Origin of the sequence: Thiosulfatihalobacter marinus, from assembly GCF_016019955.1 — a bacterium.
GTDB classification, from domain to species: Bacteria; Pseudomonadota; Alphaproteobacteria; order Rhodobacterales; family Rhodobacteraceae; genus Shimia; species Shimia marinus_A.
In genome coordinates this window covers 244,559-265,152 of record NZ_JAECRZ010000006.1, presented here as the reverse complement: position 1 = coordinate 265,152, position 20,594 = coordinate 244,559, and the positions used below count along the sequence as shown (strand labels likewise).

General features: G+C 60.3%; 15 protein-coding genes and 1 tRNA gene. 5 read left to right on the top strand and 11 right to left on the bottom strand.

What is annotated here, in order from left to right:
- The first annotated feature begins 463 nt into the window (after nt 1-463).
- Complete coding sequence (gene msrB, locus I3253_RS11630; RefSeq protein ID WP_197917827.1) at nt 464-913, top strand: peptide-methionine (R)-S-oxide reductase MsrB; 450 nt, start codon at nt 464-466, stop codon at nt 911-913.
- Nucleotides 910-1,413 (top strand): peptide-methionine (S)-S-oxide reductase MsrA, encoded by a 504-nt coding sequence (msrA, locus tag I3253_RS11625; RefSeq protein WP_197917826.1) that lies wholly within the window; start codon nt 910-912, stop codon nt 1,411-1,413. The genes msrB and msrA overlap by 4 nt, the downstream gene beginning before the upstream one ends.
- A 30-nt stretch (nt 1,414-1,443) precedes the next feature.
- Here msrA and I3253_RS11620 read toward each other — a convergent pair whose 3' ends face one another.
- The 7 genes from I3253_RS11620 to I3253_RS11590 form a co-directional block, all read right to left on the bottom strand.
- Entirely contained in the window at nt 1,444-3,447 is a 2,004-nt protein-coding gene (locus I3253_RS11620; protein WP_197917825.1) for a hydantoinase/oxoprolinase N-terminal domain-containing protein, read from the bottom strand.
- A gap of 46 nt (nt 3,448-3,493) precedes the next feature.
- Complete coding sequence (gene queG, locus I3253_RS11615) at nt 3,494-4,552, bottom strand: tRNA epoxyqueuosine(34) reductase QueG (RefSeq protein WP_408647812.1); 1,059 nt, start codon at nt 4,550-4,552, stop codon at nt 3,494-3,496.
- A gap of 78 nt (nt 4,553-4,630) precedes the next feature.
- Complete coding sequence (gene fzlA / locus I3253_RS11610) at nt 4,631-5,296, bottom strand: FtsZ-binding protein FzlA (protein WP_197917823.1); 666 nt, start codon at nt 5,294-5,296, stop codon at nt 4,631-4,633.
- A 58-nt stretch (nt 5,297-5,354) separates the two neighbouring features.
- Nucleotides 5,355-6,068, bottom strand: a complete 714-nt coding sequence (mtgA, locus tag I3253_RS11605; RefSeq protein ID WP_197917822.1) for a monofunctional biosynthetic peptidoglycan transglycosylase — start codon at nt 6,066-6,068, stop codon at nt 5,355-5,357.
- Between the two features lie 70 nt (nt 6,069-6,138).
- Nucleotides 6,139-6,504 (bottom strand): DUF4189 domain-containing protein, encoded by a 366-nt coding sequence (locus tag I3253_RS11600; RefSeq protein ID WP_197917821.1) that lies wholly within the window; start codon nt 6,502-6,504, stop codon nt 6,139-6,141.
- 108 nt (nt 6,505-6,612) lie between these two features.
- Nucleotides 6,613-11,151, bottom strand: coding sequence for a glutamate synthase large subunit (gltB, locus tag I3253_RS11595; protein ID WP_197917820.1), 4,539 nt, complete (start codon nt 11,149-11,151; stop codon nt 6,613-6,615).
- A gap of 121 nt (nt 11,152-11,272) precedes the next feature.
- Nucleotides 11,273-12,706 carry an NAD(P)-dependent oxidoreductase gene (locus I3253_RS11590; RefSeq protein ID WP_197917819.1) on the bottom strand — a complete coding sequence of 478 codons (1,434 nt, stop codon included), beginning with the start codon at nt 12,704-12,706 and terminating at the stop codon, nt 11,273-11,275.
- A gap of 222 nt (nt 12,707-12,928) precedes the next feature.
- Here I3253_RS11590 and I3253_RS11585 point away from each other — a divergent pair, with 222 nt between their 5' ends.
- Nucleotides 12,929-13,732 carry an undecaprenyl-diphosphate phosphatase gene (locus I3253_RS11585; protein ID WP_197917818.1) on the top strand — a complete coding sequence of 268 codons (804 nt, stop codon included), beginning with the start codon at nt 12,929-12,931 and terminating at the stop codon, nt 13,730-13,732.
- Between the two features lie 45 nt (nt 13,733-13,777).
- Here the strand turns inward: I3253_RS11585 and I3253_RS11580 are convergent, their stop codons facing one another.
- The gene (locus I3253_RS11580; protein WP_197917817.1) at nt 13,778-14,758 is read right to left on the bottom strand and encodes a complex I NDUFA9 subunit family protein; all 981 of its coding nucleotides are present in this window, start codon (nt 14,756-14,758) and stop codon (nt 13,778-13,780) included.
- Nucleotides 14,759-14,981: 223 nt separating this feature from the next.
- On the opposite strand from I3253_RS11580, the gene I3253_RS11575 reads away from it, so the two are divergent.
- A tRNA-Leu gene (locus tag I3253_RS11575) sits at nt 14,982-15,068 on the top strand.
- A 145-nt stretch (nt 15,069-15,213) separates the two neighbouring features.
- On the opposite strand, the gene I3253_RS11570 is transcribed toward I3253_RS11575, so the two are convergent.
- Entirely contained in the window at nt 15,214-16,083 is an 870-nt protein-coding gene (locus tag I3253_RS11570; RefSeq protein ID WP_197917816.1) for a ribokinase, read from the bottom strand.
- 161 nt (nt 16,084-16,244) lie between these two features.
- On the opposite strand from I3253_RS11570, the gene mutS reads away from it, so the two are divergent.
- Nucleotides 16,245-18,872 carry a DNA mismatch repair protein MutS gene (mutS, locus tag I3253_RS11565; RefSeq protein ID WP_197917848.1) on the top strand — a complete coding sequence of 876 codons (2,628 nt, stop codon included), beginning with the start codon at nt 16,245-16,247 and terminating at the stop codon, nt 18,870-18,872.
- Between the two features lie 38 nt (nt 18,873-18,910).
- On the opposite strand, the gene I3253_RS11560 is transcribed toward mutS, so the two are convergent.
- Nucleotides 18,911-19,471: a nucleotide exchange factor GrpE gene (locus I3253_RS11560; protein ID WP_197917815.1), complete on the bottom strand. Its 561-nt coding sequence runs from the start codon at nt 19,469-19,471 to the stop codon at nt 18,911-18,913.
- A 9-nt stretch (nt 19,472-19,480) separates the two neighbouring features.
- The gene (hrcA, locus tag I3253_RS11555; protein WP_197917814.1) at nt 19,481-20,545 is read right to left on the bottom strand and encodes a heat-inducible transcriptional repressor HrcA; all 1,065 of its coding nucleotides are present in this window, start codon (nt 20,543-20,545) and stop codon (nt 19,481-19,483) included.
- Between the last annotated feature and the right edge of the window lie 49 nt (nt 20,546-20,594).

Below are 20,594 nucleotides of genomic sequence, written 5' to 3'. Positions count from 1 at the left end.
GCGCCCGCCTCGTGCTCAGCCAGGATGCCGATGATCTGTTCGTCCGTGAATCTTGTTCGCTTCATTGTCCGTCCTCAAGTTAGGTCGGACTCTAATCAACGGTGGAGGAAAAATCCCGTGGCAGGTCAGCTGTCCCTGTGTTCTTCGATGAACCCAAATCTCGTTGCTTTTTTTGCCCGCAAGGAACTGGATGGCCTTCGTCGGGGAAACGCCGCACCGGGGCCTTTTCTTTTCTTCCTCACTATAGGATTTTCCTCTCCTCCATGAGAAGCCGCATCCTGACGGAATTCGTCCGTCCGTTTCAGCCCCATAGTCAGTCTTCCTTGTTGCAGTAAATGCCATCAAAGGACTGGCATCAGGCCGCGACAGGTTCACTCAGCGTAAGCGCCATATTTCAAAGGTTTGAATTTCCGTCCCAAGCCCCATCTAATGCGCATAGCGAACAACAACAGGAATCAGCGCCATGACAGAATACCGACGCGATCCCAGCGTGATTTCGACGCTCTCCGACGAACAGTTCTGGGTCACTCAGGAAAACGGCACCGAACGGCCCGGTTCGGGCAAACTGCTCTACAACAAGGCGTCCGGCATCTATGTCGACGTGGTCTCTGGCGAACCCCTGTTTGCCAGTTCCGACAAGTATGAATCGGGCTGCGGCTGGCCCAGCTTTACAAAACCGATCGAACCGGCGCATGTCACCGAACATCGTGACGCCACGCTTGGCATGGTCCGGACCGAAGTGCGCAGCAAACATGGCGACAGCCACCTGGGGCACGTCTTTCCCGATGGCCCACCCGACCGGGGCGGCCTGCGCTATTGTATCAATTCCGCATCCTTGCGCTTTGTGCACCGTGACGACATGGAGGCCGAAGGCTATGGTGCCTATCTGGACCAGGTGGAGGATGTGACATGAGCGAACGCGCTGTATTGGCGGGCGGCTGTTTCTGGGGAATGCAGGATCTGATCCGCAAGATGGACGGCGTGCTGTCCACCCGCGTCGGCTACACCGGCGGCGATGTGCCCAATGCCACCTATCGCGATCACGGGACACATGCCGAAGGGATCGAGATTGTCTTTGATCCAGCGCGGCTCAGCTATCGGCGCCTGCTGGAGTTCTTCTTTCAGATTCACGATCCAACCACGCCCAACCGGCAGGGCAATGACATCGGCATGTCCTACAGATCGGCTATTTACTATGCCGACGATACGCAAAAGGCCATCGCGCTGGACACGATTGACGATGTCAATGCGTCCGGCCTGTGGCCCGGCACGGTCGTGACCGAACTGGAACCGGTCGGGGATTTCTGGGAAGCCGAGGATGACCATCAGGATTATCTGGAAAAACACCCCAACGGCTATACCTGCCACTTTCCTCGGGCCGATTGGGTGCTGGCGCGCCGCAAACAGGCCTGATCCCGCCTGCACCTGTCCGTGCCTGCACTGTCACCCGGCAATACGCGGGCGGCCCGATGCCTCGACAGTCACGTTACCCTCGATGAAAACGGTCCGCGCTTCGGCCTGGGCGCGCTTGATATCATGCGTCGCGATCACACGCAGGTCCTGCGCGCCCGCGGCCAGAGCCTCGTCGCGCGCCTGACCGGTCAGCATGGCCTCCATCCGGCCCAGCGCGCCGGCTTCATCCCTGAAATCCTCCGGCCCGCCCTCCAGATGCACGCGATACACCCCCTCCGAGGGCGACGTGACGATGCCGCTCTTGCGGATGGTGATCCGGCCCACAACCGCGCCAATCGCATTGGCAACCCCGGCATGTCGTGGCAGCTCCATTTCACAGCCCAACCGCGTCGCCACCGCGGGATAATATACCGGCGCCGAGGCCCCCAACCCGATCACCGGGATTGCCAGACCGGTTTCCAGCCGGATCAGGCCGCGATGCCCGCCAAGCCCCTTTTCCATCAGGACATGCCGCGCAAGATCGGCGGGGTTCTGGCCAAAATCGGTCTCTTCCCCGGCAAGGGCGGATTCCAACAAGGCCAGCCCGGTCTGGCGCGTCAGCTCGGCAACGATCATCCCGGCCAATCCCGGCGCATCGGGTGCCAGCGGTGTCCCCGCCCCCGTGCGTTTGCGCGCAAACAGCCGCAGCGCCTTGTCGGCCGCCATCCCGTCCCAGCTTTGCAATGTTCCAAGAACATGGCTTGCGTCCGAAGGGGTCACACCCGACATCTGGACCAGCCCGCGTTCTATCAGCCGCCGCAATGGCCCGGCATCAATGCGCGCCCGCAGAACATCGCCCAACGGCAGAACCCCATCGCCAAGCCGCGCCAGAATTGCCGCCTCCCGTGGCCCCAGCCCGTCCCGATTCACACTTCGCAAGGCCCGCACAAACCGGCCATCATATTCGCCCGGCACCACCCGGCGCAGCTGTTCATCCAGCGCCTTGTGCACGACATCGGGCGCATCGCGCGCGATCAGCGACACCGGCACTACCCGGCGCGGGCCAAGGCCGACACCTCCCTGCAACCCTTCTGTCCGGGCATGAACTTCGCTATCCCCGCCAAGGCCAAATGTGCGCATGGCCACGGCTTCGACCATGGTTCGATAGGGACCAACCCGCGCACCATCCGGGTCAATCGCCGGACGCCCGTCGCGCAACAGCGCCACGTCGGTGGTGGTTCCGCCGATATCGCTCACCAGCGCATCTTTTGCCCCGGTCAACCAGCGCGCCCCAACAATCGACGCCGCCGGCCCGCTCAGGATGGTCTCGATCGGCCGCGCCCTTGCCAGGCCGGATGAAATCAGCGCGCCGTCGCCCCGCACCACCATCAACGGCGCCGTGATCCCCAACTCCGTCAGCTTCTGCTCTGCCCGCCCGATCAGGGAATCGATCATGCCGATCAGACGGGCGTTCAGCAAGGCGGTCAGGGCCCGCTTCGGCCCGTTCAGACGCGACGAAAGATGGTGCGACGCGCTCACCGGTCGCCCGGAACCGGCGCGGATGATCTCGGCCACACGTTGCTCATGCGCCGGATTGCGGGTGGCGAACTTTCCCGCAACCGCAAAGCCCGACACCCCGGCAAGATGTGCCTCCAGCCAACCGGCAAGAGCGGCCTCATCCAGCGCGGCGGCCTCGGCACCGGCATGGTCATGCCCGCCCGCCAGAACCAGCACCGGATCACCGTCCAGCGCCTCTCTCAGCCCATGCCGGTCCAGATCCGCTTCGCCAAATCCGATCAACACAAGCGCAGCCCGCCCGCCCTGCCCCTCGACAAGCGCATTGGTCGCCAAAGTCGTGGACAACGAGGCCAGGGTCACGTCCTGCGGCGCCGCACCCGCCTGCGCCATCACCGCCGCGATCGCGGCCCCAATGCCCTCGGCCAGATCGTGACGCGTTGTCAGCGCCTTGGCGGATGCGATCACATGGCTTTCATCCCGGATCAGTACCGCGTCGGTATAGGTGCCACCCGTATCCACGCCCAACGACAAGGTCATGCGCGCCCCTCCTCTGTTCGCTCACCGATCCTCGCCACGCCGCGCGTCACCGGTCCCGCCGGTTTGCGACATCCCGTAACCGGCTAACCGCCCAGCGCGCCGCGTCCGCCACCGCCGGGTCGGGGTCGTCGCACAAACCCTGCGCCACGGACAGCAATATCGCATCAGCCGAATTGCCGATGGCATACAGCACATTGCGCACGAACCGGTCCCGCTTGATCCGCTTGATGGGCGAACCGGAGAACATCGCGCGAAACCCCGTATCATCGAGACCCGCCAACTCGGCCAGCTTCGGCGCCACAAGATCGTCGCGCGCGGCATAGCGCATCTCGCGCGCACTCACCGCAAACTTGTTCCACGGACAGGCCGCCAGACAATCGTCGCAGCCATAAATCCGGTTGCCCATCAAGGGGCGCAGCGCCTCATCGACAGGCCCGTGATGCTCGATCGTCAAATAGGAAATGCAACGCCGCGCATCAATCTGGTTGGGCGCGGGAAAAGCATCCGTCGGACAGGCGTCAAGACAGGCGCGACAAGATCCGCAATGGTCGATTTCCGCAGGATCAGTCTCTATTTCCAGCGTCGTGAACACCGACCCGATAAAGAACCATGACCCAAGTTCGCGACTTACCAGATTGGTGTGCCTGCCCTGCCACCCCAGCCCCGCCGCCTGGCCCAGCGGCTTTTCCGGCACCGGCGCGGTATCCACAAACACCTTCACTTCGCCACCCGCCTCACCAATTAACCACCGCGCCAGCCGCTTCAGCCGCTTCTTGACAATATCGTGGTAGTCCCGATTCTGCGCATATACCGAAATGGCCCCCCGGTCCGCCTGCCCATGCACGACAGTCGGATCATGCTCCGGGGTATAGCTCTCGGCCAATACGATCACCGATCGCGCCTCCGGCCAAAGCGCCGCCGGATTACCCCGCCAAAGCGCGCGCTCCGCCAACCAGCCCATTTGCCCATGATACCCCCGGGCCAGAAACCCGGCCAAACCCTCCGGCACCTGGCCAACAGCATCCGGCCGGCAAACCCGGGCCATATCAAACCCGATGTCCCGCGCCTCCCTCACCAGCCGCGCCTTCAGATCGTCAGACACCACCCCATTCCTTCTTTTGGCCAGAAATATCCTGGGGGTGAATTGGCCGCCCCGCGGCCAAGAGGGGGCAAAGCCCCCACCCTAGAAATCCAGATCCGCATAATGCGCCGGCGGCGGAAAGCCGGCGATCTGATCGGCCAGAATCGACCGGAATGCCGGGCGCGACTTGATCGTCGCATACCAGTCCTTGACCACGGCGGAACGGCGCCAATCCACGTCCGAAATATAATCCAGCGCACTCAAATGCGCCGCTGCCGCGAAATCCGCCAGCGTCATCACATCCCCGGCAAGCCAGCGCCGATGATCCAACAGCCAATGCATGTAATCCAGGTGATACTTGATCGCCTTGGCCCCGGCTTTCACGTTGGTGCTGTCCGGGTACCCGGCGCCCATCACCTTCTTGTTGACCCGCTCATACAACAGCTTCGACGTCACCTCGTTATGAAACTTGTCATCGAACCACGCCACCAGCCGGCGCACCTCATAACGCCCGTCCGGATCTCGCGGCATCAGCGAGGGTTCGGGATATTTCTCTTCCAGGTATTCGCAAATTGCGCTGCTTTCGGCCATCACCTTGCCGTCCATCTTCAGCACCGGCACCTTGGCCGCCGGATTGCGGCGCAGGAAATCCGGATCCTGCTCCCAATACCGCTCCTCCACCAGCTCCACCTCGATCCGTTTCTCGGCAAGGCTCAGCCGCACCTTGCGGCAGAACGGGGACAGGGGCACATGGAAAAGACGGTTCATCAGGTCAACACCAGGGTTTCGAAAATCCCTCCCTCAATGCCTTGCCGCGCGGTGATTTTCAATCCTCGAAACACCGGGCGCGCGGCTCTCCGCGAATGGTTTCTGCCCCATCCATGATCGCCACCGCCCGTCTGCGCAAAAAGGCGGTCGGTTCGCTGGCCGACCGGGTCTTGGGGCTGGGCAATACAGCCGCCAACCGTGCCGCCTGCTCCGCGCTCAGCGCCTCCGGCCCAACGCCGAAATAGTGCCGTGCAGCCGCTTCAACCCCAAACACTCCCTCGTCAAACTCGGCAACATTCAGATAAACTTCCAGAATGCGCCGCTTGGACCAGGTCAGCTCCACCAGCGGCGTGAGCAGCGTTTCGATTGCCTTGCGGACCCAGCTGCGCCCCTGCCACAGATAGACATTCTTGACCATCTGCTGGCTGATCGTCGACGCACCGCGCCCGCCACCATCATCCAGCGACTCGCGGATTGCCTTGATGTCAAACCCCCAGTGCAGACAGAAATTCGCGTCTTCCGCCGCCACCGCGGACCGGCGCATCACCGGCGCGATCTCTTTCATCGGAACCCACTGCCGATCAATCCGCCCCAGCGCCCGTTTCTCGCTCAACATGGTAAAGGTAAAAGGCGGATTGACGACGGAAAACAAAAGCACGGCAAGGATCACCAGCGACATCAGCCAGATCACGCTGCGGCGCAGCCAATACCGCAGCCGCAGCCACTGCCTGCCAATCCAGCCGCGCTTTTTCTGCGCCTTCTTTTTCGCCATCACCCACTCACCCGGCTACCCGCGCCCCGAGTATTATGTCCGTTCCGGGCGCGCAAGCCAGTGCCCGGGATCAGGGGGAACAGGCCCAGACCTTCACCTGGCACCCGCCGCCATACTGGTCGCAATACCCAAGCGCGTTGTCCTCGGCGATTGCCCGGCTTCCGCCCCAGCCAAAACCCCAATTGCCCGAGCTTCCCTGCGCCATGGCGCCGCACGTGTTATAGAAGGTGCGTACCGTGTCGCAATCCCATCCACATTCACTCTGAAGCGTGTTGATCGCATCCTGCTCGGAATACTGGCCATAGGAATAGCCCCACGCGCCCCTTGGTCCGATCCCGACCGCGCCCCAGCAATATTCGTATCCACAATCCCCGGCAAAGGCGACGCCGGGCAGAAAAGCGGCCAAAATAGCGGCCTTGAAAACACTGAATTTCATGGTGATTCTCCCAAATACTGCGCCATTATGCGCCGCCAGGGCAGAATTCCCAAAGAAAACCCCCATGCACCCTTTGGTGCACGGGGGCGTTCACATTGCCGGACCGGCCTATTCCGCCGGAACCGCCGCCTCTTGCAGGCTCAGCGGATGCGGCAAATGGATCAGCATTTCCTTCGGGCAAACTTGCAGGAAATTTGCTCTTTCCACATCCCAATGTTGCAGGATATCGGCCGCCTTCCGGCTTCCGGTTTCCGCCGCATGACGCTCGATCAGCCCTTTCAGCTGGGCCTCCCAATGCGCAACTGTCACCGGACATGTCACCAGGGTCTCCATGTTCATGACATTCTCGACAGTCCCTTCAGGATCGTAAAGATAGGCCATGCCGCCTGTCATTCCGGCGCCAAAATTCGCACCCACTTCACCCAGGATCACTGCCACGCCGCCGGTCATGTATTCACACCCGTTCGAGCCACAGCCCTCGACAACCACCTTGGCGCCCGAATTGCGCACCGCAAACCGCTCGCCGGCGCGCCCGGCGGCAAACAGATGGCCATCGGTTGCGCCATACAGCACTGTGTTTCCGATGATCGTGTTCTGATCCGCTTTCAACGGGCTGGCCATCGGCGGGCGCACCACGACGGTCCCGCCCGACAGTCCCTTGCCCACGTAATCATTGGCGTCGCCAGACACTTCGATCTTCAGGCCCGGCGCGGCAAAGGCACCCAACGACTGCCCCGCAGACCCGGTCAGCTTCACCGTCAGGTGGTCTTCCTGCAACGCGTTGCGCATTCCGAAATTCCGCACGATATGGCTGGACGTGCGTGTGCCCACCGTGCGGTGCGTGTTCTGCACCGCATAAGACAGCTGCATCTTTTCGCCATCCTCCAGGAACCGGTGTGCGTCGCGCACGATCTCGGCATCCAGCGTGTCGGGCACGGCATTGCGCGGCTTGTTGCGGTCATACACGATTTCAGACGCCCCATCGACAGTGATCAACAGCGGGTTCAGGTCCAGATCGTCCAGATGCGCCGCGCCGCGGCTGACCTGGGTCAACAGATCCGCCCGCCCAATCACATCGTCCAGCGACCGCGCGCCGATGCTGGCCAGAATCTCGCGTACCTCCTGGGCATAGAACGTGATCAGGTTCACCACCTTGTCCGCGCTGCCGGTGTATTTCTTGCGCAGGTCCTCGTCCTGGGTACAGACCCCAACAGGACAGGTGTTGCTCTGGCACTGACGCACCATGATACAGCCCATCGCGATCAGCGCGGCCGTGCCGATGCCGTATTCCTCGGCCCCCATCATCGCCGCCATCACGATGTCGCGGCCCGTGCGCAATCCGCCATCGGTGCGCAGCGTCACGCGATCACGCAACTTGTTCATTGCCAGAACCTGATGCGCCTCGGTCAGGCCCATTTCCCAGGGCAGACCGGCATATTTGATGCTGGTCGCCGGGCTGGCGCCCGTGCCGCCATTATGGCCCGAAATCAGGATGATGTCCGCCTTGGCCTTGGCCACCCCGGCGGCGATTGTGCCAACACCGGACGAGGCCACCAGCTTGACCGTCACCTTGCAGCGCGGGTTGATCTGTTTCAGATCATAGATCAGCTGCGCCAGATCCTCGATCGAATAGATATCGTGGTGCGGCGGCGGCGAAATCAGCGTCACGCCCTTGGTCGAATGGCGCAAACGCGCGATCAGGTCTGTCACCTTCATGCCGGGCAATTGCCCGCCCTCACCGGGCTTGGCGCCCTGAGCGACCTTGATTTCCAGTTCCTCGCACTGGTTCAGGTATTCGGCCGTCACGCCGAACCGGCCCGAGGCCACCTGCTTGATCTTGGCACTGGGGTTGTCGCCATTCGGCTCGGGTACGAAATGCGCCGGATCTTCCCCGCCTTCACCCGAATCCGACTTGGCGCCGATCCGGTTCATGGCGACGTTCAGGGTTTTATGTGCCTCGGGGCTCAGCGCGCCCAGGCTCATACCCGGTGTCACGAACCGCTTGCGGATCGCGGTGATCGATTCCACCTCTTCGATCGGAATCGGCTTGGCCAGCGGCTTGATGTCCAGCAGATCGCGCAGATGAATCGGCGGGTTGGCCCGCATTTTCTCGCTATATTGCTTCCACAGCTGGTAAGACGCGCGGTTGCAGGCCGATTGCATCATGTGCATGGTCTGTGCGCCCCAGGCATGGGTTTCGCCCGATTTGCGCGCCTTGTAAAAGCCGCCGATCGGCAACACGTCCTGCCCACTCAGCCAGCCTTTGGCGTGAACTTCCTCGGCTTTTTTCTGGATACCGATCACACCGATCCCCGAAATCCGGCTGATCATGCCGGGGAAGTATTCCGCGCACATCGCCCGGCTCAGCCCCACGGCCTCGAAATTCAGGCCCCCGCGATAGGACGAGATCACCGAGATCCCCATCTTCGCCATGATCTTGAGCAGGCCCTGGTCAATCGCCTCGCGATATCGCGCAATATTTTCGGTCAGCGTGCCTTCGGCCAGCCCGCGCGCGATCCGGTCGGCCAGCGTGTCTTCGGCCAGATAGGCGTTCACCACCGTCGCACCCGCGCCGATCAGAACCGCAAAATAATGCGGGTCGATACATTCCGCCGATTGCACGTTCAGCGAACAGAATGTGCGCAGCCCCTTGCGGGTCAGATGGCTGTGGACCGCGCTGGTCGCCAGGATCATCGGCATCGCGATCCTGTCCCTGCCCTGCCCGGCGTCGCTCAGCACGATATGGCCCGCGCCACTGCGCACCGCGTCCTCGGCCTCGGCGCGGATGCGCTCCAGCCCGATGCGCAGCGCGCCCTCTCCGGCCCCCGCCTCGAATGTGCAGTCAATCCGCACCACCGTGTCGTCAAACGCCTCCAGCAGGCGCGCGAACTGCGTGTTGCCAACAAACGGGCTTTCCAGCATCACGATCTCGGTCTGGCTGCCATCTTCATCCAGAACGTTCTTGAGGTTGCCGAACCGGGTTTTCAGGCTCATCACCCGATATTCACGCAAGCTGTCGATCGGCGGGTTTGTCACCTGGCTGAAGTTCTGGCGGAAAAAGTGGCTCAGCGGGCGATACATCTTGGACAGCACCGCGCTGGGTGTGTCATCGCCCATCGAGGCCAGCGCCTCTTTGCCGTCCTCGGCCATGGGCGCAAGGATCTGCTCCACCTCTTCCATGCTGAACCCGGCCGCAATCTGCCGCTTGCGCAGTTCCGTGCCCGAATAGACAGGTTGCTCTTCGATCGCGCCCAGCTCCACGCCCAGATCGCGGATCTTGCCCACCCATTCGCCATAGGGGCGCGCGTTGGCCAGTTTGTCCTTGATCTCGGTGTCGTGGTACAGCTTGCCCTCTTCCATATCCACGGCCAAAAGCTGCCCTGGGCCAAGCGCGCCCTTTTCCACCACGGTGAACTCGTCAATCGGCACCATCCCGGCCTCGGAACCCGAAATCAACAAACCGTCACCCGTTACAACATAGCGCATCGGGCGCAGGCCGTTGCGGTCCAGCCCGGCACAAACCCAGCGCCCGTCGGTCATCGCCAGCGCGGCGGGGCCGTCCCACGGTTCCATCACCGAGTTGCAATAGCTGTACATGTCACGCCAGGCCTGCGGCAGTTCCACCGCCTGTTTGGACCAGCTTTCCGGCACCAGCATGGTCTTGGCCATCGGCGCCGACCGGCCCGCGCGCACCATCATTTCAAACACCGCATCCAGCGCCGCCGAATCCGAGCTGCCGCCCGGCACGATGGGTTTGATATCCTCGGCCAGATCACCAAACGTGGCGCTGGCCAGCCGGATTTCGTGGCTTTTCATCCAGTTCAGGTTGCCTTTCAGCGTGTTGATCTCGCCGTTATGGGCCAACATGCGGAACGGCTGCGCCAGCCACCATTGCGGGAACGTGTTCGTCGAATACCGCTGGTGATAGATCGCGAACGCGCTTTCGAACCGCTCATCCTGAAGATCGGGATAGAACACGGCGACCTGCTCGGCCAGCATCATGCCCTTGTAGATGATCGACCGGCACGACAGCGACGCGATGTACAATTCGCGGATGTTTGCGGCGGCGGCGGCCTTCTCGATCCGGCGACGGATCACGTACAATTCCCGCTCGAATGTCTCTTCGTCCACACCCTTGCTGTTGGAAATCAGGATCTGTTCGATCTCGGGGCGTGTCGCATTGGCCTTTTCGCCAAGACAGGTGATATCCACCGGCACGTGGCGCCAGCCGTAAATGGCATAGCCCATCTTCAGAACTTCGGTTTCCACGATGGTTCGGCAGGCTTCCTGTGCGCCGTGATCGGTGCGCGGCAGAAACACCTGGCCCACTGCCATCAACTCGTCCATGCGCGGCTCGTGCCCGGTGCGCCGGATCTGGTCGTAAAAGAACTGTACCGGGATCTGCACGTGAATCCCTGCGCCATCGCCGGTTTTACCATCGGCATCCACCGCACCCCGGTGCCAGATCGCCTTGAGCGCGGTGATCCCCGCCTCCACCACCTTGCGGCTGGGTTTGCCGTCGATTGACACGACCAGGCCAACGCCACAGGACGAATGCTCTTCCTCTTCGGAATACAAGCCATGCTCGGTCATCCACTTGCGCTTGGCTTCTTCCTGACGAACCCAGTTGTCATCATACTTGGTCATCGTGTTCACCCTTTCTTAATCTCATGGGTCAGCCTTGCTGCCCTACGGTGGTGGGTCCGGCCTCCGGATCTCCCAACACCACCGACGTAATACCGACGTTATACCGACGCGCTGCCGATGGTCATTCTGCGGCCACTGCGGCGCCCGCGCCAAAGCGTTCCAGGATCGCATCGGCACAGTCGCGCCCGTCCCGGATCGCCCAAACCACCAGCGAGGCACCGCGCACGATGTCGCCCACGGCATAGACCCCGTCCATGTCCGTCGCGCCTGTGGTGAACTGCGCCTTGATCGTGCCCCAGCGGGTCACTTCCAGGTCGGGCTGTTCCCACAATGTCGGCAGGTCTTCCGGTTCAAAGCCCAGCGCCTTGATGACCAGATCGGCCTCTTCCACATAGTCCGCGCCCTCGATCACCTCGGGCGATTGACGGCCGCTGGCATCGGGCTGGCCCAACCGCATTTTCTGGACCATCACGCCGGAAACGGGATCGCCGGAAAATCCTTTGGGCGCCGACAGCCAGACAAACTCCACGCCTTCCTCTTCGGCATTCTTGGTCTCGCGCTGCGAGCCGGGCATGTTGGCGCGGTCGCGGCGATACAGGCATTTCACGCTTTCGGCGCCCTGACGGATCGCGGTGCGCACGCAATCCATCGCGGTGTCGCCACCACCGATCACCACAACCTTCTTGCCCCCGGCATTCAATTCGCCACTGTCATATTCGGCAACCGTGTCGCCAAAGCTCAGTCGGTTAGAGCATGTCAGATAATCGATCGCCTTCACGATCCCCTCGGCACCGGCGCCAGGCCCTTGCAAATCACGGCTTTTGTACACACCCGTTGCAATTATGATGGCGTCATGCGCCTCGCGCAGTTCGGCAAACGAGATGTCCTTGCCCACTTCGCAATTCAACCTGAACGCAACGCCGCCCTGCTCCAGCTGATCGTTGCGGCGCATCACTACGTCTTTCTCCAGCTTGAAACCGGGAATGCCATAGGTCATCAATCCGCCGGCGCGATCATGCCGGTCATACACCGTCACCTGTACACCGGCGCGGCGCAACCGATCGGCAGCCGCCAGGCCGCCGGGACCGGCGCCGATGATACCCACGCTTTCGGGGCGCTCCCGCGCCGGGACCACGGGCTTGACCCAGCCTTCGTCCCACGCGGTGTCGGTGATGTATTTTTCCACGGCACCGATGGTCACGGTTTCGTGGCCGGATTGCTCGATCACGCAATTGCCTTCGCACAGGCGGTCTTGCGGACAGATGCGGCCGCAGATTTCGGGGAAGGTGTTCGTCGCCTGGCTGATTTCATACGCCTCTTGCAGCCGCCCGGTCGCCGTAAGGCGCAGCCAATCGGGAATGTTGTTGTGCAGCGGGCAATGGCTCTGGCAATATGGCACACCGCACTGGCTGCACCGGCTGGCCTGCTCTTCGGCCTTGGCCTTGGCGAACTCTGCGTAGATTTCATCGAAATCCTGCTTCCGTACAGTCGCGTCACGCTTTTCTGGCATGTCACGTTCAACGGTCACGAATTTCAGCATAGGTTGCTTGGCCACGGCGGCTGCCTCCAGATTAATTCCAGTGACGCGTGTTTAAGCAATCTCGCGACGGGATAAAAGTCATACATGCTGACCTAAATCGAGTATTTTTGCACCCCGCTGCCGAAGGTATGCTCATAGCGGCCCTATTTTGTGGCCGAACCGGACTTAATAAAAGACTTTTCTTTTATTTCCCGCCACTTATACCATGTCGACAAATCCGCCCCCTCGCGAGGCCCCATGTCGCTCCTTCATATTATCTTGGTTGCCGTTATTCAGGGCATTACCGAGTTTCTCCCGATCAGCTCCTCCGGACATCTGATTCTCTTGCCGAATCTCACTGGTCTGCAAGACCAGGGCCAGGCGATTGATGTCGCCGTACATGTCGGTACGCTGGGCGCCGTGGTTCTGTTCTTTTGGTCTGATGTTCGCGCGGCTGTCGTTGGACTTCCGCGATTGCTCACCGGAAGGATAGATACCCCCGGGGCGCGGCTTGCGTTTCTTCTGATCATCGCCACGATCCCTGTGATCCTGGCAGGACTGCTCCTCAAGATCACTGGCCTGGATGACGCGATGCGATCAATTGCGGTGATCGGATGGACAATGCTGGGCTTTGGCCTTGTTCTGTGGTGGGCAGATAAAACCGGCAAGACCACAAAATCGGATTCCGACTGGACCCTGCGTGATGCTGTGATCATGGGACTTTGGCAGGCGGTTGCCCTGATCCCGGGCACGTCCAGATCGGGGATCACCATCACCAGTGCCAGATACCTGGGGTACAACCGACACGATGCCGCCAAGCTGGCCATGCTCATGTCGATCCCGACCATACTGGCCAGCGGAACTCTGCTTGGTATAGAGGTCGTCGGTCAGGCTGACATGGCAACCGCACGCGATGGGGTTATCGCCGCGGTGTTTTCTTTCATCGCCGCTCTGGTCGCGCTGGGACTAATGATGCGGCTGTTGCGAACTGTCAGCTTCCTGCCCTACGTGGTTTATCGCGTGGCCCTTGGGCTCGTTCTTTTGCTGATTGCATACACTTAGGGCGGGCCGTCTCCGACCCGCCCCCAAACCTTAAATTCAAACGGCTCAGACCTGCAGATTCTTGGCCGAATCCTTGATTGCGTCGTACTGCCCGGACGGACGGAATCGCCACAGGTAGTCTCCGATAACGGCCTCAGGCGCGACAGGCTTGATGCCCAGCGTCGCAAAGCCTTGTGCGCCCTCATGAACTACATTGTCATGCCGCAACAACTTGACCTGATCACGGGTCAGGATCTTGTTGTCAAAGAGGCCGAACATGATCTTGCATGTGATGTCTGCACCGAAAGCGACAAGCCGGCCAATACCAAACGGAAGGTTCAGGATCACCTTGGTGCGGTGAATCTCTGTCAGGATATCCTCGACCCATGCGCGCAAGGCCTTTACCTCGGGTCCGCCCAGTTCGAACAGGCCCTCGGCCACCCCATTGACACCCAAAACGGCGGCCTTCGCCACGTCATCCACGAAAACAGGCTGAAACTTCGTACTGCCGCCGACCAGCGGAAGGAAAGGCCCAAAGCGCGCCATGGATGCAAATCTGTTGAAGAACTGATCATCCGCGCCAAAAATGACGGACGGGCGCAGGATCATGGCGCCCGGCATATGCTCCAGAACGCCCGCCTCACCTGCTGCCTTGCTGCGGGCATAGTCGCTGTCAGAGTCCGGATCAGCCCCGATGGCAGAAACGTGTACCATCCGCGCGATACCCTTGTCCGCCGCGATCCTCGCAATGCGTCCGGGCGCTTCTGCCTGTACTGCATCGAACGTATTCTTGCCACTGTTGTCCAGGAGCCCCACACAGTTCACCACCGCATCGGCACCCTCCATGACAGCCGCAACAGACGCATCGTCGCGGATATTGCAGAAAACCGGCTCCACCTGTCCAACACTGCCATAGGGTCTGACAAACATCGCTTCGTTGGGGCGGCGCACAGCAACGCGCACGCGCCAACCCTCGCCCGCCATGCGCCGCGCAATGTGGCGTCCTACAAAACCCGACCCGCCATAGATCGTGACAAGTTTCGACATCGTGGCCTCCGAATAAGATATTCCTTGCCCGGAATAACGCCGCCAAGCCAAGCGAACAAGGGACAATGGCCAAACCGCGACAAGAATCCCCGGTCCACGTCAGGCCGCGTTCCCCATAAGCCCAATCCTGCATGCAGCGCGGCACAATATTTTTGCGCGTTTCTACAGAATCTCCGTTGACACTGTACCGCCCCGGGTCTAAACGCCTGCCTCACCAACCCGTGCCCAGATGGCGGAATTGGTAGACGCGCTAGCTTCAGGTGCTAGTGTCCGTATGGACGTGGAGGTTCGAGTCCTCTTCTGGGCACCATTTGATCATCGAAAATTTCACACTTTTTGTCCCGAAGCCTATTAGCTTTGGTTTGCGTCAGAGTCCGGGCTTTGCAGTGCCAGATTCGTTTGTCCGTGAAACACATCCGAACGAAGATCTTTGGCAGCTTTTCCTTTTTGAAGGGTCAAAACTGGGCCTCGCGCACTTCCTTTAACGCGGGGATTGCGTTGACTGCTCCATGCCGCGTAACCGCCAATGCTGCGGCGCGCCCGGCCAAATCAATAGCCTTTCCCATGGGCAGGCCCTGGTCCCGCGCCGCGAGCACATATCCGGTGAACGTATCCCCTGCCCCCGTCGTGTCCACAGGTGTAACGGGCAATGCCGGGAACTCCTGTACCTGCCCGCCGTGAAACCAGCGCGCGCCTTTAGCGCCCAACGTGACGATCACATGATCCACATCCAACTCGGCAAGGGTCTTTCCCGTGGATCTGGTCAGTTGATGCGCCTCGATCTCGTTCAGGATCAGAAAATCAAGCCAGGGCAACAAAACGTTTGTCGCCTCAATTTCAAACGGTGCAGCTGCGAATGCCGTAAACAGCCCATGGTCGCGCGCAATTTCAACGGCACGCGTCTGAAGGATGGTTTCGTTCTGAAGCAGCAATGTGTCCCCTGGTTTTGCTTCGGCAAGCGCGGCAACCAGCGCATTTTCTGGGATTTCGCGGTTGGCACCAGGCACCAGGACGATGGCATTTTCACCCTTCCGATCCACATTGATTATGGCGTGACCTGTGAGTGTGTGCGTCAGCCTCGCGATATGGCGAATATCAACGCCGGCGTCCCGCATCTGTTCGCAGGCCCAGCCACCGTCTGCGCCCACCGCGCCTATGTGTATGGTGCGCGCTCCGGCGCGGGCTGCTGCTACCGACATGTTCGCGCCCTTCCCCCCCAATCCGCGCTCATAGCCTGTTGCCGCCAGTGTCTCACCGGGGGATGGAAGATGCGGGACCCGATACACATTGTCGATATTGATCGAACCCAGATTGAAAACCGTCATGATGCACCCCTTTTGGCAACTCCAGTCGAACAAATGCCTGCGGGATTGTCCATGCCCTGCGCCATTTCGGCTTTTCGACGCGGTCGCAAGTTTGCTAGACCTTGAAGCCTATGAAGGTGGGGGTTCTTCCGTTGAGTGCAGGCAAATCCGGCGCCACGCCGATGATGGCGCAATATCTGGAGATCAAGGCGCGGCATCAAGATGCCCTGTTGTTCTACCGGATGGGCGATTTCTACGAAATGTTCTTTGATGACGCCGTAGCCGCCGCCGAAGCGCTGGATATCGCGCTTACAAAGCGCGGCAAGCACGACGGCGCAGAAATTCCAATGTGCGGCGTGCCGCATCACGCCGCCGAAGGCTATTTCCTGACCTTGATCCGAAAGGGGTTTCGTGTCGCTGTATGCGAACAGCTGGAAAGCCCAACCGAAGCCAAGAAGCGCGGCCACAAGTCGGTTGTGAAACGTGACGTGGTGCGTCTTGTCACGCCCGGCACATTGACAGAAGAATCTCTTCTGGACGCGCGGCGTCACAATTTTCTGGCGGCCCTTAATGTGGTGCGCGGAGACGCCGCGCTGGCCTGGACAGACATTTCGACAGGTGCGCTTCACGTGATGCCGCTTGCGCCCGTATTGCTGGCACCCGAGCTGGCGCGGCTGGCGCCGTCGGAACTTTTGGTGGCGGAGGGAAGCGAGCCTGGCGTCAGCGCAATTGCGGACGATCTGGGGATACCTCTGACGACAGTCGCGCGAGGCGGATTTGACTCGGTTTCTGCCGAAAAGCGCGTGTCCGCGTTGTTCAAGACTGCATCACTAGAGGCATTTGGCACGTTTTCTCGCGCCGAGGTTGGCGCGCTGGGCGCCATTGTCGATTACCTTGAATTGACACAAAAAGGACGGTTGCCGTTGTTGCAGCCGCCAGAGCGCGAGGCCATTCGCGGGATCATGCAGATTGATGCAGCAACCCGGCGGAACCTGGAATTGACTCACGGTCTGGGCGGTGGGCGTACCGGCTCTTTGCTTGCGGCAGTTGACAGAACCGTCACCGCAGGTGGCGCTCGTTTGCTGGAAAGGCGCTTGTCTTCCCCCTCCATGCGGCTGGACATCATTCATCGGCGCCTGGAGTCAGTCAGCTTCATGGTATCAAACCGATCCGAAGCCACACAGGTGAGCGGCGCCTTGCGTAAAGTCCCTGATCTTGATCGCGCTCTTTCGCGGCTTTCGCTGGACCGGGGCGGCCCGCGGGACCTGGTTGCCATCGCCAGTGGCTTGGCGCAAGCGGAGCACCTGTTGGCGACTCTGTGCTCAAGCCAACAGCTGCCCGGTGACTTGCAAGACGCGCTAAACGCGCTACGCGGCCACGACGCCCTGCTGGAGTTGCTGGACAAAGCCCTGATTGCCGCTCCGCCCCTGTTGGCCAGGGATGGCGGCTTCATTGCGCCTGGCTTTGACTCCGATCTGGATGAAGCCCGTGAACTGCGTGATGAGGGGCGGTCGCTCATCGCGAAAATGCAGGCAAAGTATGCCGCAACGACGCGCATCTCCTCACTCAAGATCAAGCACAATAATGTCCTGGGTTACTTCATCGAAACGACGGCAAAACATGCTGAATCAATGATGTCAGCGCCTCTTTCGGAAACGTTCATCCACCGGCAGACAACGGCCAATCAAGTGCGGTTCACAACCGTTGAGCTAAGCGAAATGGAGACCAGGATCCTGAACGCCGGCAATCGGGCGCTTGAAATTGAGAAACGGCTCTATGAAAGGCTGAAGCAAGCGGTTTTGGAGGCTTGCGTGCAGGTTTCGGCGGCCGCCAAAGCCCTTGCGGAGTTTGACCTCGCTTGCGCTTTGGCGGAAATTGCCGTGTCGGAGAACTGGTGCTGTCCCGATATCGACGACAGCCGGGATTTCGAGATACAGGGCGGCCGACACCCGGTTGTGGAGTCAGCTTTGCGCAGGACGGGCGAGCCGTTTGTCGCCAATGATTGCGATCTTTCGGGTGGTGATGCCGCGCGCATTTGGCTGTTGACCGGCCCCAACATGGCGGGCAAGTCAACCTTTCTGCGCCAAAACGCCCTGATTGCCCTCTTGGCGCAGATGGGCAGCTTCGTGCCCGCGCGCAAGGCCCGCATCGGGCTGGTAAGCCAGCTTTTCAGCCGTGTCGGCGCATCAGACGATCTGGCCAGGGGTCGATCGACATTCATGGTTGAAATGGTTGAAACCGCCGCGATCCTCAATCAGGCAGATGATCGGGCGCTGGTCATTCTTGACGAAATCGGGCGCGGAACGGCAACGTATGACGGGCTTTCGATTGCCTGGGCGACGCTGGAGCACCTGCATGACGTGAACAAGTCACGCGCGCTTTTTGCCACCCATTACCACGAGATGACGCAGCTTGCCGGAAAGATGGACGGCGTGGCAAATGCGACTGTGTCGGTTCGTGAATGGGAGGGCGAGGTAATTTTCCTTCACGAGGTCAAGCAGGGTGCGGCGGATCGGTCATATGGGGTGCAAGTTGCACAATTGGCCGGGCTACCAAAAGCTGTTGTTGATCGGGCCCGTGTCGTATTGGAGGCGTTGGAGAAAGGTGAGCGCGAAGGGCCGGCGCAGAAAGCTTTGATTGACGATTTGCCGCTATTTGCTGCCAGCCCATCACCGACTGAAATCGTGAAAACCGGGCCAAATCCGCTGGAACAGAGACTGGCGGACGTACATCCCGACAGCCTTAGCCCGCGTGAAGCGCTTGATCTCCTCTATGAACTGAAGGCGCTGAATGAAGAGTCGGTGGGATAGATGCCCACCGCCAATGCTTTGAGGTTGCCCAATACCATTTAGCCGGGATTCGAAGAAACGCCAACTTTTGCGGGGCGCAGAAGGCGGTCATGCAGCATGAACCCTTCTGCCGACACCTGAATGATTTCTCCAGATTTGGTGCCCGGCACAGGTGCTTCGAACATCGCCTCGTGCAGTTTTGGATCGAACTTGTCGCCAACATCGGGCGATACAACTTCGATCCCGTGCTTTGAAAACGTGTTCAGCAATTCACGCATTGTAAGCTCGATACCTTCAATCAAAGCCGCGGACGCCTCTTTCTGCTCTTCGGTGATCGATTCTATCGCACGCTTCATATTGTCGAACACCGGAAGCATGTCCCGTGCCAGCTTTGATCCGCCATACTGTTCAGCCTCGCGGCGCGCGCGCTCTCCGCGCTTGCGAACATTTTCGGCGTCGGCCAGAGCGCGCATCCAGCGGTCTTTCATCTCGTCCCGTTCGGCGCGAAGCTCGTCCAGCTCGACGGCCTCGTCTTCCAGCTCGTCCAGGCTTTGCGCATATTCTTCGGCCTCGGCTTCTGCGATATCATCCAGAAACTCTTCTTCTTTGGGCTCCGCCATCTTTCACCTCTAACCGCGGTCGGAAATCATCTTGCCGACCAACTGTGCCGTGTAATTCACGATCGGCACGATACGTCCATAGTTCAGACGCTTGGGTCCGATAACCCCGACAGCGCCCACGATCTTACGATCAGCGTTCATATATGGAGAGACCACCAAAGAGGAACCCGAAAGTGAAAAAAGTTTGTTCTCGGAGCCAATAAAAATGCGCACCCCATCACCTTGCTCGGCAAGCTCCAGGAATTCGGCGATATCCCGCTTGCGCTCCAGATCATCGAACAGCGTGCGAATACGTTCCAGGTCCTGTTCTTCCGCATCGGCGCCAAGAAGATTCGACCTGCCACGAACGATCAATCGCTCGTTGTGATCCCCCTCGCCAGCCCACAGGGCGAGCCCATTCTCCACAAGCTCTCGCGCGAGTTTGTCGATTTCCTGACGGCGGTTACTGATTTCCGTTCTGACGGCTTTTTGGAGTTCGGACAGCGTTCGTCCCTCTGCGACGGCATTCAGAAAATTGGCTGCCTCCCGCATTGAACTGGGCGTTTGTCCGGGCGGCGGAGCAAACAAACGGTTTTCGACATGGCCATCCGCAAACACCAATACTACCAAAGCCCTGTTTTGGCCCAGACTTACAAACTCGATATGCTTGATCGGCGCTTCATGTTTAGGAGCCAGAACCAAAGACGCGCCGTGGGTTACGCCGGACAGCGCGGTGCTGATGCGATCCAGCATCGTGCCGACATCGCCAGAATTTGCGCCCATGGTTGCATCGATTTTTTCCCGGTCATCGTTGTCCAGATCGCCAACTTCCAGAAGTCCATCGACAAACATCCGCAGCCCCAATTGCGTGGGGACACGTCCGGCCGATACATGGGGGCTATCCAGAAGCCCCAGAAACTCGAGGTCCTGCATGACGTTGCGAACAGTAGCCGCGCTTACTTTCTCGCTAAGCGTGCGAGTCAAAGTGCGCGAACCAACCGGATCTCCGCTTTCCAGATAACCTTCGACAACCCGGCGGAATACCTCTCGCGAGCGGTCATTGAGTTCTTCAAGTAATTTTGAGCTGTCTGTCATGGTTGCCTGTCTTCCACCAATCAATAAAGGCCCCGTCGGCGCAAAGGTC

What these genes read in the sequence shown, in the direction of transcription:
- msrB (WP_197917827.1), top strand. Translation starts at nt 464, where the DNA reads ATGACAGAATACCGACGCGATCCCAGCGTGATTTCGACGCTCTCCGAC.
- msrA (WP_197917826.1), top strand. Translation starts at nt 910, where the DNA reads ATGAGCGAACGCGCTGTATTGGCGGGCGGCTGTTTCTGGGGAATGCAG.
- I3253_RS11620 (WP_197917825.1), bottom strand. Translation starts at nt 3,447, where the DNA reads ATGACCTTGTCGTTGGGCGTGGATACGGGTGGCACCTATACCGACGCG.
- fzlA (WP_197917823.1), bottom strand. Translation starts at nt 5,296, where the DNA reads ATGAACCGTCTTTTCCATGTGCCCCTGTCCCCGTTCTGCCGCAAGGTG.
- mtgA (WP_197917822.1), bottom strand. Translation starts at nt 6,068, where the DNA reads ATGGCGAAAAAGAAGGCGCAGAAAAAGCGCGGCTGGATTGGCAGGCAG.
- I3253_RS11600 (WP_197917821.1), bottom strand. Translation starts at nt 6,504, where the DNA reads ATGAAATTCAGTGTTTTCAAGGCCGCTATTTTGGCCGCTTTTCTGCCC.
- gltB (WP_197917820.1), bottom strand. Translation starts at nt 11,151, where the DNA reads ATGACCAAGTATGATGACAACTGGGTTCGTCAGGAAGAAGCCAAGCGC.
- I3253_RS11585 (WP_197917818.1), top strand. Translation starts at nt 12,929, where the DNA reads ATGTCGCTCCTTCATATTATCTTGGTTGCCGTTATTCAGGGCATTACC.
- I3253_RS11580 (WP_197917817.1), bottom strand. Translation starts at nt 14,758, where the DNA reads ATGTCGAAACTTGTCACGATCTATGGCGGGTCGGGTTTTGTAGGACGC.
- I3253_RS11570 (WP_197917816.1), bottom strand. Translation starts at nt 16,083, where the DNA reads ATGACGGTTTTCAATCTGGGTTCGATCAATATCGACAATGTGTATCGG.
- mutS (WP_197917848.1), top strand. Translation starts at nt 16,245, where the DNA reads ATGATGGCGCAATATCTGGAGATCAAGGCGCGGCATCAAGATGCCCTG.
- I3253_RS11560 (WP_197917815.1), bottom strand. Translation starts at nt 19,471, where the DNA reads ATGGCGGAGCCCAAAGAAGAAGAGTTTCTGGATGATATCGCAGAAGCC.
- hrcA (WP_197917814.1), bottom strand. Translation starts at nt 20,545, where the DNA reads ATGACAGACAGCTCAAAATTACTTGAAGAACTCAATGACCGCTCGCGA.